At 59.9% G+C, this 14,792-nt stretch carries 12 protein-coding genes; 5 read left to right on the top strand and 7 right to left on the bottom strand.

Annotation, left to right across the window (positions count from 1 at the left end; genetic code table 11):
* Positions 1-2: 2 nt before the first annotated feature.
* Entirely contained in the window at positions 3-422 is a 420-nt protein-coding gene (locus IPK32_14235; GenBank protein ID MBK8093104.1) for a nuclear transport factor 2 family protein, read from the bottom strand.
* A 172-nt stretch (positions 423-594) separates the two neighbouring features.
* Positions 595-840 (bottom strand): hypothetical protein, encoded by a 246-nt coding sequence (locus IPK32_14230; protein ID MBK8093103.1) that lies wholly within the window; start codon positions 838-840, stop codon positions 595-597.
* 253 nt (positions 841-1,093) lie between these two features.
* Between IPK32_14230 and IPK32_14225 the strand changes: the two genes are divergently transcribed.
* Positions 1,094-2,935, top strand: a complete 1,842-nt coding sequence (locus IPK32_14225; protein MBK8093102.1) for a hypothetical protein — start codon at positions 1,094-1,096, stop codon at positions 2,933-2,935.
* 106 nt (positions 2,936-3,041) lie between these two features.
* Here the strand turns inward: IPK32_14225 and IPK32_14220 are convergent, their stop codons facing one another.
* Positions 3,042-4,709, bottom strand: a complete 1,668-nt coding sequence (locus IPK32_14220) for an FMN-binding protein (protein MBK8093101.1) — start codon at positions 4,707-4,709, stop codon at positions 3,042-3,044.
* 14 nt (positions 4,710-4,723) lie between these two features.
* The gene (locus IPK32_14215) at positions 4,724-5,674 is read right to left on the bottom strand and encodes a hypothetical protein (GenBank protein ID MBK8093100.1); all 951 of its coding nucleotides are present in this window, start codon (positions 5,672-5,674) and stop codon (positions 4,724-4,726) included.
* Between the two features lie 107 nt (positions 5,675-5,781).
* On the opposite strand from IPK32_14215, the gene IPK32_14210 reads away from it, so the two are divergent.
* The 3 genes from IPK32_14210 (at position 5,782) to IPK32_14200 (ending at position 7,771) form a co-directional block, all read left to right on the top strand.
* A complete protein-coding gene (locus IPK32_14210) occupies positions 5,782-6,750 on the top strand; it encodes a TIM barrel protein (protein MBK8093099.1) in 969 nt (322 codons plus the stop codon).
* A gap of 79 nt (positions 6,751-6,829) precedes the next feature.
* The gene (locus IPK32_14205; protein ID MBK8093098.1) at positions 6,830-7,231 is read left to right on the top strand and encodes a hypothetical protein; all 402 of its coding nucleotides are present in this window, start codon (positions 6,830-6,832) and stop codon (positions 7,229-7,231) included.
* A 21-nt stretch (positions 7,232-7,252) separates the two neighbouring features.
* A complete protein-coding gene (locus tag IPK32_14200) occupies positions 7,253-7,771 on the top strand; it encodes a PH domain-containing protein (GenBank protein MBK8093097.1) in 519 nt (172 codons plus the stop codon).
* 26 nt (positions 7,772-7,797) lie between these two features.
* Here the strand turns inward: IPK32_14200 and IPK32_14195 are convergent, their stop codons facing one another.
* Entirely contained in the window at positions 7,798-10,386 is a 2,589-nt protein-coding gene (locus IPK32_14195; GenBank protein MBK8093096.1) for a PSD1 domain-containing protein, read from the bottom strand.
* Positions 10,387-10,391: 5 nt separating this feature from the next.
* Here IPK32_14195 and IPK32_14190 point away from each other — a divergent pair, with 5 nt between their 5' ends.
* Positions 10,392-11,351, top strand: coding sequence for a hypothetical protein (locus tag IPK32_14190; protein MBK8093095.1), 960 nt, complete (start codon positions 10,392-10,394; stop codon positions 11,349-11,351).
* Here the strand turns inward: IPK32_14190 and IPK32_14185 are convergent.
* Positions 11,330-13,807 carry a DEAD/DEAH box helicase gene (locus IPK32_14185; protein MBK8093094.1) on the bottom strand — a complete coding sequence of 826 codons (2,478 nt, stop codon included), beginning with the start codon at positions 13,805-13,807 and terminating at the stop codon, positions 11,330-11,332. The genes IPK32_14190 and IPK32_14185 overlap by 22 nt on opposite strands.
* A 122-nt stretch (positions 13,808-13,929) precedes the next feature.
* Positions 13,930-14,625, bottom strand: coding sequence for a hypothetical protein (locus IPK32_14180; protein MBK8093093.1), 696 nt, complete (start codon positions 14,623-14,625; stop codon positions 13,930-13,932).
* Positions 14,626-14,792 lie beyond the last annotated feature (167 nt).

The raw sequence follows: 14,792 nt of genomic DNA, 5'->3' as shown, positions 1-14,792 counted from the left end.
TCTCACACCGCCCCGACTTGGCGCAGCCATTCCTCTAGATTGTAGTAGTTCGTGATGCGGGCCACGAGGCTACCCTTCAGCTCAAAGAATGCCCCAACACGTAGGCGGTAGCGCTGGCCCGTAGCAGGCGGCAGTCCGTCATCGGTGGAGAGGTATTCGCCTTCGATGAAAAACTCCGCCGCGCCGCGTGAGCCGCTTTCATCGGCAAAGACGACGAGATCGACGACTTGCTCGCGATAGCAGCGGTCCATGCGCTGGAGGAAGGCCTCAAAGGCCGCTTTCCCCACCTCACAGCCGCCTTGATTGATGTCGTGCGCCACATCATCGGCCAGGAGGCGGAGGAAGGCGGCACGGTCGCCAGAGTTGAAGGTGGCGTAGTAAGTGTGGATGAGCTGGAGAGCGTTTTCGCGTGGGCTGGTCATGGCCACACGAGCATGTGGAGATGCCGCAAGGCGTCAATGTAGAGCTAACGGGCGCTGGCACTTCATTAGGAAGCCTGGTTCAAGGTTCAGCTCGGTCGCCCACGATCACCCGCATAAATCTATAAAATAGCCTGGATCAAAGTTACATTTGTTATTGCTGGCTTGATCGCCGTTATCCAATGGTCTGCGTTCTCCACCTCATGGAAAACAATTTGCCTGAGTACTTAGTATCCCGGTCAAAGCGCAGCCAGTCGAGGTAGCTCTCCGCCGACTCACGCGGCAGCAGCACCAGCAGCGCCAGCACCCCGAGCTGAAACACTGCCAGCACCTGGATCAGGCCTGGAATGGCAAAACGTCCAAATTTGGACTCAAGAGTGTCGATAAGCCGCATGGGGTAGGCGAGCGGGCCGCCGATCATGGGCGCTGCCCGGATCAAAGCGAGCGCATTTTAGCCACCAGAACAGCAATTTACGGGTCGGGGATTTTGGCAAAGAAGTCGGCGGACAGCAGGGACGCCTAGCTGGCCAGGCTGAGGTTTAGGCTGTGGAGAGGAGCGCGGACACTCCTGTCCGCTTCTTCTCTTCGCCGCCATTCTAATGACATTTAGCATTGCTACTTTTTTGGAGAATTTAGGCTGGGCAGTAAGAAGGTTATTTGGTACTGAGTGCCCGATGAAATCCTTCATAAGCCTTGTCTTTGCCGTTTTCATGATTGTCGGTATCGCCTCTGCGCAAAACATCCACGGCTTGCCCTTCACACCTGTCCTGGGGCCTGCACAGCCTTCTGGGCTTTTTGGTAGGTTGCTCGATGAACCGCATGTGATCGAGGTTAGCAAAGTCAGCAGTGGCGGTCGCGAAAGCGGCAATTTCAGCATCGTATTCAACCGATATGGCCAACCCAGCGTCACCATGACACAACAAGGCCATGTCACGTTCGAGTCGATATTTGTGTCCAACCTAGTCACTGGTGGAAAGTACCGGATCCCGCAGAGTGTGGTCGCCATTCTTGGCCATGAAGCGACGCTGCAGATCATACGTGGGCACTATGGCGAGCAAATCAGCGACCTGCGTGACTCCAGTCCCTTCCGTGCTGTTGTCTGGGATCAAGGCATCGGCGAAAGCACTTACTCTATCGTGCTGCAGGAGGCCAGTGGTCGCCTACACCACCTCAAAGGGCTGATGGAGGACAAAGCGACGCGTGCCATTGCCGCACACCTCATACGTGGACGCAGTTTTGAATTCCCCGCCGTGCTGGACGATGCCCTACGGACGCCCGAGCAGCGAAACGAACGCGCCAAACCCAAAAACGCCGCCACCGCCGTCCTCCAGCGCTATCTCGGCAAATGGCGGGGCGCTTTGGATGACAACCCAAAAGCCACCGTCGAAATGTCATGCTACGCTCGGCCTGACGGTAGCGGCATCTGGCGTGAAATCACCTTTAACGACGGCTCAAGCGACATACCACCCGTGCCAGACGTCACCATCGTCGAGTATTCTAATGCAGATAAAACCTACCACGTTAGTAGTCGGGCTCCGGGCGGCCTACCACCGCTGCATAGCACATGGGACGAAAACACACGCACTTTCACCACAGTGATGCCCGTCGAGGATCTTGGCCTCAAACGCGTGAATACCGCCACCTTCACCCGCGAGGACCGCATCGACTGGAAGACCACCACCAAAAACCAAAAAGAAGAGATCATTGCCACCAATGGCGGCCATTATGACCGCATTTTCGACACCACGGATGTCCCAGACTCAGCTCCAACCCGGATCACTGACGGAGAGATAACCGTGTCACAGCCAGCTTTATCGGTCCTGCCTAAAGTCGATTTTTCAAGTTTAAGCTCCAGTCCGCCGTTTCGTGCCCGCGTCACCGCAGTCAAGGTTACGGAGGACTCCGTTAGTGCGAAGTTTGTGCTCATCAACGACTATGAGAAGAATCTGAATTATTCAGCCAAAGGAGTGGGCGCATCGCCAATTGCAAAATCGTTGGCTCAGCTCAAGGAGGGCACGATTTATGAATTTCCTTACTGCCTCCACCATCTTGATGGAAAACCTGCCAACGGCCCCACAACGCCCGCGATGAGGGAACTCGCACCTTTCATTGGCGTATGGAAGGTACGAGTCCGCGACAGGTGGGGCGTATTACAGGAGTCTCCCTTACGCATACGCTATTTCTGGTCTGCCGATGGTACGTTTATTTGGCGTGAACAGATCACTCCGAACTCCGGACTCCTGGAATACGCGCGCCACGACAAGGACACAGACCGCTATGTGTGTGCCTGTGAGCTCTTTGAGACGGACGTGAAGAAAAACAACGCCAGATGGGACGCTGCTTCACGCAGTTACACCACAGAGCTTACCCTCGGCAGCAGCCCACCAGGTACCGTACGTGCTGAGCGCGTACGCACCTTCAAAACGGACGACCTAGTGGAGTGGCACAACAAAGAAATGAATGCCGACGGCAAGGTGGTGCATGAAACTTCAGGCATCTTCGAGCGCATCAAATAAGTAGCCAGTCTCTAAGTTACATTTGTAGTTTCTGGCTCGACAGCCATTTCCCAATGGTCTGCATGCTCCACTTCATGGAGGTTTGCCCAAAATGGGCCGAGTGGCTTCAAACGAGCCAGAAACCGATGGCTAGGACGATCAGGACGAGGAGGTCGCGTGGGCTGAAGTGATCTGCGGCTCCGGTATGTCGCAGGAGCTTGAAGAGAGCGCCCGTGGGGCAGCCGTAGCGGCAGTAGGCGAGGGGGGTGATGGTCGCCCATAGCAGGCCACATATGGCTAGGGCTAGGCTCGACCAGCCCGCGATGCGGAAAAGATACGCGTCAAAGGGCTCCAGCGCATTCAAGTCCACTCCCAGTCCACGCAGCGCGACGAAGAAGATGAACGCCAGCAGCACAAAAGGCACAGCACTCAGCACTTGCTCCATCTGTCGGCTCGGATGCCATTGCCAGCGTAGGCGGCGGGCCACGAGCTGCTGTAGGGCTCCGTGTGGGCAGATATGGTGGCAATAGAGCTGCTTCGCTGTGAAGACCGGTCCGAGTAGTGCCACGACTGCTAGCGCCACGAGCCCCGCCGCGCTGCGCCAAGGTGCGGCGCTGCCCGCCCAGCCTACCAGTAGCCCCTGACTGAGCATTTCCCCGGCAAAGAAGCCCCCATACAGCACCAGCAGCGCATGATGCAGATGCCGGCACCACGCCACACCGCGCAGTCGAGTAAAAGCCATCACCAGCGCTGCGGCGATCACCACCGCATGCCCCACATCCTGCCAGCGCCAGCGGATGAGCTGCCACCACGGCTTCTGCGATTCAGTCTCTTTTACATACGCACGCGCACGCACTCGCAGTCCCTCGGCCACGCCATAGCTCGTCTGGGTCGCGCCGGAGACGCCTTCCACGCCTTCCTTGGCGAAATCCATCTCTGCGATCTGGCGCATCGTTTTGCCATCAAATGTCTTTAGGTAGGCCGCATCGCCCGTCACATAGCCTACGTAGGCCTCTGTATCGAAACTCCGCCGCAGGGCGATGTGGCGCAGGGTGATGCCATCTGGCTCCAGCAGCAGCAGCGTATCACTGGGGCCTTTATAGCCCACCACACCATCGCTCGCTGGTGCGGTGCGTAGTGCGATGGCGATGAGGTGGCCTTTTGCATTCAGCACCGCCATGCGGGTGCCTTGCGCACGCAGCGATGCGGCTTGGGGCTCGATACGGCGCACCTCCTCCAGCGTGATCGCATCGGGGAAGCGCAGGGAGGACTCTGCGCTGCGTCCCACACGGCGCTGCACGCCCTCGGCGATGGCGCTGCTCGTCAATGTAGCGCCGGAGACTGCATCCGGCTGCAAGGCGATGACTTCATCCGTCTTTTTGTTTTTGAACTGCTCAAAGAAGCTGCGCTCTCGCACGACTTCCGCGATGTGGTCACTCGTATCCCCGCTGCGCAGCACCCGGAGGCCGATGATGCGGCGATTCATGTCCAGAGCGATGAGGGTATCCGTAGAGCCCGAGTAGCCGATGATGTCATCGGAGAGAGGCGCGGTGCGCATCACATAGCCAAGCGTGATGCCACTGGCATCACGCACCGCAGCTCTATCCGCTACAGGCTCCAAAACCGCTGCGGTGGGGAAAAAGTCACGCACACGCTCCACCGTTAGCGCGGCATCTGCACCGCGCTGCACACTCTGCGCACGCTGGAGCAGCACCACGGCTACGATCAGCATTCCCACACGCCAGAGGCGCAGCGTGAGTAGGCGGGCAGAGTGCAGCAGAGACGCAGTTTTCATCACGTACATCTGCTTTACAGCGGGCCATGCGTGGCCTCATGCAGCTCACGGGCCTGCTCCTGCCAGCGATCACGCACGGCACGGTTTTTGAAGGACAAAATCTCACTGAATGCTCGCAGATCATCGGCATCCCATTCTGCGATTTGCCGCCAGGTGCGGATGCCGTGGGCGAGGAGTTGGTCCCGCAGCACTTTTTTGATGCCTTTGATCCGTGTCAGGTCATCTCCCGCTTCGGGTGGGAGCTGCGCAGCCTGTTGGGCGGCCTTTTCCTTTGCTCGCTGCTGATTTTCCAGCCCATCGCGGATCAGGTTTGCTGCATCGAGCCGCTTCTGGCTCCCTTCCAGACTGCGGCGGGCCAAAGCGAGCCCGGCGAGGTCTGGCGGTGTTTTTTTCTCCAACTCCGCGACGCGGCGCAGCCAATCATCCCGCTCCTGCGTCAGTGCATCCTTGGCCGCAGTCTTGGGCAGGAGATCGAATGAGAGCTGCGCGGACTTGGTGGGGGCTGCGGCGGGCTTTGGCGTGATGCGGACGGGTGCGGTGGGTGCGGCGGGTGGAGCGGGTGGAGCGGGTGCCTCGGCCATTTTGGCGGCCAAATCGCTGCGGAGCTGTTGCACCGACGCTTCCAGCTCGATGATGCGTGCGGTGGATTTGGCATCGAGAGAGGCTTTTTCGGCCTCCAGGCGTGTGAGAGCTGATTCGAGCTCTTTTTCGCGTAGGGGCTCCAAAACTGGCACGGGGGCAGGTGTGGCCTGTAACTGACCAAATAAACGCGTGTTTTCCTCACGCAGACTGGAGATGAGGTGATGCAGCTCACTGGCTTCCTCTAGCGGCGCAGAGCTGTGAGGGGGCACATCCGGCCTGCTTTGCCCGCGTCCGCGCCAGATCCAGCCTAGCCATGTGAACACGACTGCCGCTGCCGCCAGCAGCGCAGAGTATTCGAGCAAAAACCATAGAGTCGGGGACACTGGCTAGTATCAAAGCACGGCTTGCACAGCTTTCACCAGCGCAATCCCTGAATTATCGACGATTCATGCCGCGTTGTGGCTTCACCACCTCTTTTCTACACTCTATGATGACTCCTACACCTGCCTCCCGCCGCCGCTTCCTCGAGCTCGCTGCTCTCACTGCCACCTCCGCGCTCACGGGCACTGCTAGGGCTGCTGCGGAGAAAAAAGAGCCCTTCAAAATCTCACTCGCCGAGTGGTCGCTGAACAAGGGCATCTTCGGCAAAGGCAATGCCGAGCGGCACACGCACCTGGACTTCTGCAAGATCGCTCGCAGCCTCGGCATCGACGGGGTGGAGTATGTGAACCAGATGTTTTTCGATAAAGCCGCCGATGCAGCCTACCTCGCTGAAATGAAGAAGCGCCAGGAAGGCGAGGGCGTGAAGGGCCTCCTCATCATGTGCGACCGCGAGGGCAATCTGGGCGACCCCGATGCTGCGAAGCGCACCCTGGCCATCGAGAACCACTACAAATGGCTCGATGCCGCTGCCACTCTGGGCTGCCACAGCATCCGTGTGAATGCCGCCAGCGATGCCAAACTGAGCTGGGATGAGCAAATGAAGCTCGCAGCAGATGGTCTTCATCGACTGAGTGTCGAGGGGGATAAGCGCGGCCTCTTTGTCGTCGTCGAAAACCACGGTGGACTCTCCAGCAATGGCAAATGGCTCACCGGCGTCATGAAAGCCGCAGATCATGCCCGCGTCGGCATCTTACCAGACTTCGGGAATTTCTACACCGACCGGAACAAAGGCGAGCTCTACAATCCCTACCTCGGTCTGCGTGAATTCATGCCATGGGTGAAGAAGGGCATGAGCGCCAAAGCCTACGATTGGGACACTGGCGCGGGCAAATTCTACACAGAAGACCGCCGCGAAGGCCGCGAGATGACGCTCGACTTCGAGCGTCTTATCCGCATCGTCCACGCGGCTGGATACGATGGTTACATCGGCATCGAATACGAAGGCGACAAACACACCGAGATCGAAGGCATCAAGCGCACCAAGCAAGCGCTCGATGAGATCAAAGCGCTGCTCTGATCGACCGCTCGGTGGTTCAAAACAGTTCACGAAAGTGGAATAGCCGCTGCGGGCATGGCTGCGCACCATCCGCGCCACCATGTCTGACCCGACAGACTTCCCTTACTCTCCATTGCGCGATGCGCTCACCTCCATGCTAGGCCGACTCGGCTTCATCGTGGGCGCCGTGGTTGTGGGCTCTTTGCTGGGTTGCGTGAGTGCGACCGGATCTTTGATCGATGGCGTGATGCGCTCACCTGGAGCACCCTTTTGGGCGCTGAGTAGCATCCTGTATGGGCCTGGCGTGTTTGTGCTGGGCATGTTGGTCGTCTTTACGATCCTTTATACCACCTGGGAGTGGCCGCGTTGGCTCGCCACCGTCGCAGTGCTCCTCATGTGGTGGGACATTCATTTGACCCTTTCTCATGTGCTGGAGCAGGAGGCACGTTTTGCTCGTCTCATTCCTCGACAGGAGCAAAACCAGATCACACATTCCCCCTAACCAACAACAAGCACTCCCGCCATGTCCATCGACGACAACACCACTCCCACGTCCGCTGCTGAAACACTCCTCTGGACCGGTCACACGTCACAGTGGGTGCATTTTTGGTTCTACTTCTTCTGTGTGCTGCTCGCGGTAGCTGCTGGGGTGGCCATCCCATTCACTGCGGGGCTTTCTGCCATCGGTTTTGTGCTGCCGATCGGCATGTGGATCGTGCGCTGGTGGGCGACGAAATGCACGGCCTATGAGCTGACCAGCCAGCGTCTGCGCATCCGCAGCGGCATCCTCAATCGCCGCCTCGATGAGATGGAGCTCTACCGCGTGAAGGACTACGCCATGGAGCAGCCGCTGATGCTGCGCATGTTTGGCCTGGGGAATCTCACCCTCATCACCTCAGATGCGACGAATCCCAACGTGGCCATGCGTGCCATCCCACAGGTGGAAACGGTCCGTGAGCAACTCCGCGCTGCCGTGCAAAGCGAGCGTGATCGCAAACGCGTCCGCGAAATGGATGTGGGCACCGATCCGCATCCAGTGTGAGTGTTTTCGCTCCGTCTTCCGCCACGCTACTCCACATACAAAAAGCGGTTCGAGCTGCATAGCACTTGGCATAGGCTAGCGAGAGCTTCTTGGGCGGGATTTGGGACGACTCCTTTGGGGTGCTGGATGTCGTGGTGGTATTGAGTGAGGGCTTTGGTCTGCTCTTCGAGGTAGGAGAGGCAGGTGGTGAGGTCTTTCTCCGTGGCGACGCGGCTGTAGAGCACTTCCCACACACGGCGGAGCTGTGAAGCGCGGTCGCCTGGATAGGTGGCGGTGAGGTGATCCGCCAGGCGGCGTGCGGTTTCGAGCATGAAGGTATCATTCATGAGCAGCAGGGACTGCGGAGCGACGGTGGTCTGGCTGCGCAGCTCGCAGTTCGGGCTCATGGTGGGTGCGTCAAAGGTATCGAGCACGGTGAGTGGCTTGCTGCGGCGCTGCTCGATGTAGATGCTGCGGCGGAAGTCGGCAGCACCTGCGGGATCGACTTTGTTGAGCGTGATGGTGCCTTTGTCGATGCCAGTGATGATACGGCCCTGTGGATCGCGACCGATGCCGCTGGGTGGGCCGTAGCTGGTGGCGACGAGTGTGCCTGTGGCGGCGAGGAGGCTGTCTCGCAGGGTTTCTGCCTCGATGCGGCGGATTTTATAGCGGGCGTAGCGTCGGTTTTCTGGATCAGCGCTGAGGGAGGCCGCGTTCACCGAGGACTGCCGATACGCAGCGCTGGTGAGGATGAGGCGTTGCAGCGTTGTGAGCCGCCAGCCATTTTTGACGAACTCATCGGCGAGGAAATCCAGTAGCTCAGGGTGTGTGGGTAGCTCCCCGAGGCGGCCAAAGTCGCCTGGTGTGCCGACGATGCCGCGTCCCATGTGATGGAGCCAAAAGCGGTTCACCAAAACACGAGCGACGAGGGGATGCCTGCCACTGGTGAGCCAGCGTGCGTAGGCTAGGCGCCGCCCGCTGCTGCCACCTGCGGCGGGCGCGGGGGCAAAGGGCTCATGGCTGAGGATGCTGAGCTCGCCGGGCTCGATGAGTTGCTTTGGCTGCTCATGATCACCACGGTTAAAGAGGTGTGAGGCCTGCGGCTTCTGCTTCACCTCCATGAGGGCCATGATGAAGCCCTCGGTGGGCTTGGTGCTGCGGAGTTTGGTGGCCTCTGCCATCTTCGCATCGACGAGGTCCTGCTTCTTTTTGTCGTAGAGATCGAGAGAGTAGGTAGCGAGCGCGGAGGGGTATTTTTTGATGAGCGCTTTCTGCTCAGGCGTGTGTTTATCCTTCGGTGTGTCGCGTGCGATGCGGAAGGCGGCTTGCTCGGCCTGCGGTACCTTTTTGATTTCCACTTCAAAGATCTCGTCGAGGAATTTTTTGCTCATGGCACGTGCTTGGACCTCGATTTCCTTCGCTTTCACCTCGATCTCGGCCGCGCGGGCACGCTCCTGCGGTGAGTAGAGCGAGTAATGGCGGCCTGCTGGCGTGCGCCATGCCTGCCAATGGTATGCGGGGTCAAAGATGGCCCGCAGGCGGTAATAATCTGCCTGCGTGATGGGATCGTAGCGATGATCATGGCACTGGGCGCAGGCGACCGTGATGCCCATGAGTGAGGAGGTGACGATTTTCATCTGCTCGGCGATGGTCTGGTTCGCGGCGAGGCGTAGATCGGGCGGTGCATCACCAGTGCCATCGGGTGCCGTGCGGAGGAAGGCGGTGGCGATGAGCTGGTCACGCTTCTGCGGATCGAGGACAGCGGCTTGATAATCGCTGTGCGTGGCACCCGCGAGCTCATCACCTGCGAGCTGCTCCTGGATGAAGGTATCCCAGGGCTTGTCCTCATTGAGTGAGCGGATGACGTAGTCACGATAGCGCCAGGCATGCGGACGCGGGCTATCGGCCTCGGAGGCTCCATTCGAGTCCATGTAGCCTGCTACATCCAGCCAGTGCCGTGCCCAGCGCTCACCGTAGGCTTTTGAGGCGAGGAGCCGATCCACGAGCCGGATGTAGGCACTGTCAGAGGTATCGGCCAAAAAAGCGGCCACTTCCTCCGGCGTGGGCAGTAGGCCCGTGAGATCGAGCGTGAGACGGCGGATCAAAGTGCGGCGATCTGCCTCTGGAGCCATGTGGAGGCCCTTTTCATGCATTTTCGCCAAGAGGAAGGCGTCGATGGGATTGCTCACCGTGGAGCGCGGATCGCTGATGGGCGGCGCTGGTGGCCGCTTCACGGGCTGAAATGCCCAGTAGCTGCGATCTTCGTCCGAAATGATCGGTCCGGGTGCGAGTGCGGTGGGCTCTGGTTTGGCAGTTTGGGCTCCTTGGGCGATCCAGCGCTCTAAGACGGCGATTTCGGCCTCGGTGAGTTTTTTGCCTTTTTCGGGCATTTCGCCGCTGCGGACGATTTCGATGAGTTTGCTCTTCGCAGGCTGCCCAGGGAGGATGATTTCGTGCATGAAGCGCCGCAGCCGCAGATCGACTCCGCCTTCAGGCTTTTCCTCCTCACCATGGCAGTGCGTGCAGTGTGCTTTCACGATGGGTCGCACGTCTTTTTCAAAAGTGAGCACCGCATCCGCCGCCGCAGCGGGGATGGTGGTGAGGAGGAAAAGGGCGGCAGACGGCAGCTTCATCATGGGGGATGATAAACCTACGCTGCGTGCCGGGCTCTTTTGACCATCATCTCGCACACGCGGTGCGGGGGGATTTGCCAGCGCGGTTACTAGGCTACAAAGTGGGCGGCATGATGCGTTTTGTTTTCTCTGCGGTGCTGCTGCTACTCACGTCTGCTCATGCGGATGAGCGTTGGCATTTTTTGGACAATGGAAAGGTTCGCTTGGGGGTGAATCTCACGGCGGGCGGCTGCATCGGCTGGTTTTCGCATGCGGGATCACAGGAGAATGTGCTGGATGCCTATGACGCGGGGCGCTTCCTCCAGCAGTCCTTTTACGGTGATGTGGATGGTAGCGACTGGAATGGCCGCCCCTGGCGCTACAACTGCGTGCAGGGTGGTAGTTGGAGGAACCAGTTTTCTGACTGCACGGTGCTGGAGACGGGGCCGGGGATGCTGAAGGCACGCACCACACCGCGACACTGGGCCACAGGGGCCGTGCTCGATGAGTGTGTGATGGAGCAGACGCTGCGGCTGGAGGGCGGGCTGGCGTATCTGCGGTTTCATTTTGCTTACCGAGGCACGCGTGAGCATGCGCCGCATCATCAGGAGCTGCCGGCGCTGTTTGTGCATTCGCGATACGATACGCTGGTGATCACGGATAAGGCGCAGCAGCTCCAGCGGCTCCAGCCGGGGCCGAAGAATGAGTATCATGACCTGGGTGAGCCCTGGTGTGCCTGGGTGAATGGTCAGACGGATGTGGGCATCGGTATGCGCATACCACATACTCGCCGCATCACCTGCTACCGTGTGCGCAATGGCAATAAGGCCGATTGCAGCTACCTCGCGCCGATACAGACGATGGCGCTGAAGCCGGGCTTTGAGTCTGACTATGAGGTGGTGCTGGCTCTAGGCACGGTGCAGCAGATCCGTGCCGTGTTTGCAAAGCTGGATGCGGCAGAGCAGACTCAGCGGGCGACCATCAAGTAGTGGCGTGTTTTGCCGTGCTTCTGCTTGTTGGTGAGTGGCGGCAGATCCAGGTGGAAGAAGTGCCGCAGGGTCTTGGTGTGGTGCTTGAGCACAGCGGCAGCGGCATCCTTCAGCGCGGTCCAGCGGCGCCAGGGATGCGCAGGTGCATGCGTGATGTGCCGCAGGAGACTCAGCCACTCCACGTAGGCTCTTGAGATGTCTCCTTCTGCGATGCCGGCCTTCATTTCCTGGGCTCCTGGGCGGTCTGGATGCAGCAGTGCATCGAGCAGCTCGGCGGCTCCTTCACCGTAATCAATAGGCAGGCCATTTTCGAGATAGCCGTGGTGATTGACGAAGCCATAAGCACCACGACACACCGCCGCGAGCCGCTCCGAGCCGCAATCGAGCGGCAGATCGAACTTGGAGCCGCTGCGCAGATTCGCCAGGTGGTGCACGATCTCGTCTGCGGCGTAGCTTTCATCCTCCAGTGCCGCGACGATGGCTAGGCCCTCCCCATGCTGAAAGTAGCTGAAGATTTCCCCGCGCCGTGTGGGCACGCCCTCGGCGTCGATGAGGCCGAGAGTGCGCCATGCGTGGATGGGTGAGCCGTGGCGGGGCTCGCGGCGGTCGGTGATGGCCGTCTCGGGCGTGTGGATGCCGGTTTCGTTCTGAATGACAATGCTGCGCTGCCGTGGTGCCAGCAGCAGACGCTGAAGGCTGTCCTCATACGCCATGACCTCCACCGGTGAGAGATCAAAGCAGGCAAAGACCAGGTTCTCCTTTGCCACCGTGCCGGTGAACTCTGGTAGCACCTGCTGCAGCACTTCCTCATGTGGGGCGAGGATGGCCTGCGCGAGCTCATGGCTATGGAGCACGGTGATTTCCTCCAGCGGGATGGTTTCGATCTTGCGCGGCAGCTTGAGCAGCCTTCGCACGGACTTCGTCGGGCGGATGAGATCTCCATCCGGTGTGCCGAGGCTGATCTCGATGCCATAGCGAGTTGGTTCTTGTAGATCGCTTTTTTGCCGCCGCATTTTCCCCACTCGGCCGATGCCATGGGCGAATCTGGAGACGAAATCGGACACCGTGAGTGAGGCGTGGATTCGGCTCAAAGGCACCCGCTGGAGTGGGTGCGCGTGCATGCGCTCCCATTCGCCGTTGGAGTTGAGGATCTGCTTCTGCGTGGCTTCGAGCCCGAAGAGGGCCTTCTCAGCCTGGAGCGGCGTATTGGGCTCATTTTCCTCCAGACCGAGCACGGGCGGCACTTTGGCGAAAAGCCGCTCCGAGAAGCGCATGGCGGCCTCAAAGGGATTCTCCGAGATCTGCGCCGCATGCTTCATCACTCGCAGAAAGATCGGCCAGGCGAGCAGGGCGCTGCGATGGAGCCGCGCGGGCCGTGCATCGAAGACAGATGGGCTATCGCGGCTGGTGATGACGTGGCCTTTATCATCCAGCCCACGGCGTCCGGCGCGGCCATACATCTGTAAAAGCTCATCCGGGGCCAGTTTATGCTCACTGGTGCCGTCATGGAAGGTGGTGCCCGCGACGTGCACGCTGCGCACGCTGAAATTGATGCCCGCAGCCAGTCCCATCGTGGCGACGATGACGCGGAGCTGCCCTGCCTTTGCCAGGGGCTCGATCACGCCTGCCCGTGCACCATAACTGAGCCCACTGTGGTGAAAGGCGATGCGCCGCTCGATGAGGGTGGCCAGATCTTTGCCGCACACAGCACGCTGCTCCGGCGTGAGATCGAGCGGATCGCCCATCGGCAGATCAGCCGCGAGTCTGCGTGCGATGGACTCTGCCTCCTTGCGCCGTGGGGCAAAGATCAGCAGTGGCGCGAGGTCTGCCATCATCACCGCTGCGGCGAATCGCGGCCAGTAATGCTCAAACTGCCGCGTGCGCTGCGGTAGCGCCTCCATCGGTGCCTCCTCCAGCGGCACGGGGCGCTCCTTGGTGAGCACCACCTCCGCCTTTCGCTGCAAGCCCCGCAGCCACGCCACGATGTCATCAGGATTCGCCACGGAGCCACTGAGCAGCAGCAGGCGGGTGCCCTGGGGTGCCAGCGCGATGGCTGCCTCGTAGTGTGCACCGCGTGCGTGATCCGAGATCATCTGGTATTCATCGATCACCAGCAATGCGGGCCCCTCGCCGCGCACCAGCCGCTCGAGCTGTGTCTCCAGCGTGGCCACGACGACTGGCGCATCCACATTCTCCGCCAGATCGCCCGTAGCGATGCCTACGTTCCACTTCGCGTCCTTCCACTCGGCGTATTTGTCATTGGCGAGGGCACGCGTCGGCACCGTATAAATCGCCTGCCCCTGGAGATGGCGGCCCTGGTGCAGCAGCTCAAAGATGTACGTCTTCCCCGCGCCCGTGGGGGCGCTCACCACCACATCGGTGCCACTGCGTAACAGGCTCACCGCCTGGTGTTGCCAGGGGTCAGGGAGCTTGAGCTGATTGATCTGATCGAGCACGATGCGCGGTATGGGGACTGGTAGGGCGGAGAGATGCGCATCAGGCCCGTGATGAGATCACGCTGCGCATCGAGGCTGCGCCTGTGGCAGCCCGTGAGTGTTGTCTTTGAGCTCCAGGTGCTTCACCGCATGCCGCTAAAGATGCGCCCGAGCAGATCGCCCAGGTCCACTTTGGGTTTCTGTCCCTGTGGAGGGACTCCATTGGGATAAACGCCTGGCTGCACCTGCTGCGTAGGTAGTGGCGGCAGTGCGACATGTCGCTCCTGGTCACCATGGCGGTGCCCGTAGCGTCCATCGGTCTCGATGCGCTTCAGTCGCGGATTGCGGAAGCCATTTTCACCCAGGGACTCGATGTGGGAGTCGATGTCGCGGAAGTACTCACCCAGGCTGCGACCGTAGCCCGTTTGGTAAGCCACGGTCTGACTGTCCTCCGACGAATACTCGACCATGTGAAACAGGCGGTAAAGCCGTGCCAGATCCATCTGCGCTGCCGCACGGCCTTGCACGCCCTGGTAGAGCTGGCCGACATCCGCATTGAGGCTGGTGATTGCTTGGAGCAGCTCGTACTCCGGGCTCGCCTGGTTCACACGGCGCTGGCGGCAATGCTCGGCAAAGGACTGTTGCAGAGTGCTCGTGGTCGTGACCAGGCACTGCAACTCCTGGGCGATCAGCGCCTGCCGCGTCTGTGCCTGATTCTGCTGAGCATACGGATCAGGATAAACCGGAGTCTGGCGGCGGAACTGGGCCGTCGCAGTCAATGGCAGTGCAAACAGCAGGCCGAGCAAAACGCGGCGCAAAAGGCAGGAAGAGGAATTCATAAGGCCGTGAGGCTACCGAACCAGCGGAAGTCACGCAATGGAGTTTTTAGCCGCCCATGCCAATTCACAGGGCATATGCACCAAATTGAAGTCAATCGTACGGAGAGGAATTGAGGATAGGATTAACAGGATTTTCAAGATTATGCAGGATTAACGGCCTGTAACTT

The organism is Verrucomicrobiaceae bacterium, from assembly GCA_016713035.1.
Taxonomy (GTDB): Bacteria; Verrucomicrobiota; Verrucomicrobiia; order Verrucomicrobiales; family Verrucomicrobiaceae; genus Prosthecobacter.
Note: the sequence above shows the minus strand (reverse complement) of the source record. Positions and strands in the feature narration are given on the sequence as shown.

Excerpts from the sequence above, each read along its gene's own strand:
- IPK32_14235 (MBK8093104.1), bottom strand. The coding sequence starts at position 422 with ATGACCAGCCCACGCGAAAACGCTCTCCAGCTCATCCACACTTACTAC.
- IPK32_14230 (MBK8093103.1), bottom strand. The coding sequence starts at position 840 with ATGATCGGCGGCCCGCTCGCCTACCCCATGCGGCTTATCGACACTCTT.
- IPK32_14225 (MBK8093102.1), top strand. The coding sequence starts at position 1,094 with ATGAAATCCTTCATAAGCCTTGTCTTTGCCGTTTTCATGATTGTCGGT.
- IPK32_14220 (MBK8093101.1), bottom strand. The coding sequence starts at position 4,709 with ATGAAAACTGCGTCTCTGCTGCACTCTGCCCGCCTACTCACGCTGCGC.
- IPK32_14210 (MBK8093099.1), top strand. The coding sequence starts at position 5,782 with ATGACTCCTACACCTGCCTCCCGCCGCCGCTTCCTCGAGCTCGCTGCT.
- IPK32_14205 (MBK8093098.1), top strand. The coding sequence starts at position 6,830 with ATGTCTGACCCGACAGACTTCCCTTACTCTCCATTGCGCGATGCGCTC.
- IPK32_14200 (MBK8093097.1), top strand. The coding sequence starts at position 7,253 with ATGTCCATCGACGACAACACCACTCCCACGTCCGCTGCTGAAACACTC.
- IPK32_14195 (MBK8093096.1), bottom strand. The coding sequence starts at position 10,386 with ATGATGAAGCTGCCGTCTGCCGCCCTTTTCCTCCTCACCACCATCCCC.
- IPK32_14190 (MBK8093095.1), top strand. The coding sequence starts at position 10,392 with ATGATAAACCTACGCTGCGTGCCGGGCTCTTTTGACCATCATCTCGCA.
- IPK32_14180 (MBK8093093.1), bottom strand. The coding sequence starts at position 14,625 with ATGAATTCCTCTTCCTGCCTTTTGCGCCGCGTTTTGCTCGGCCTGCTG.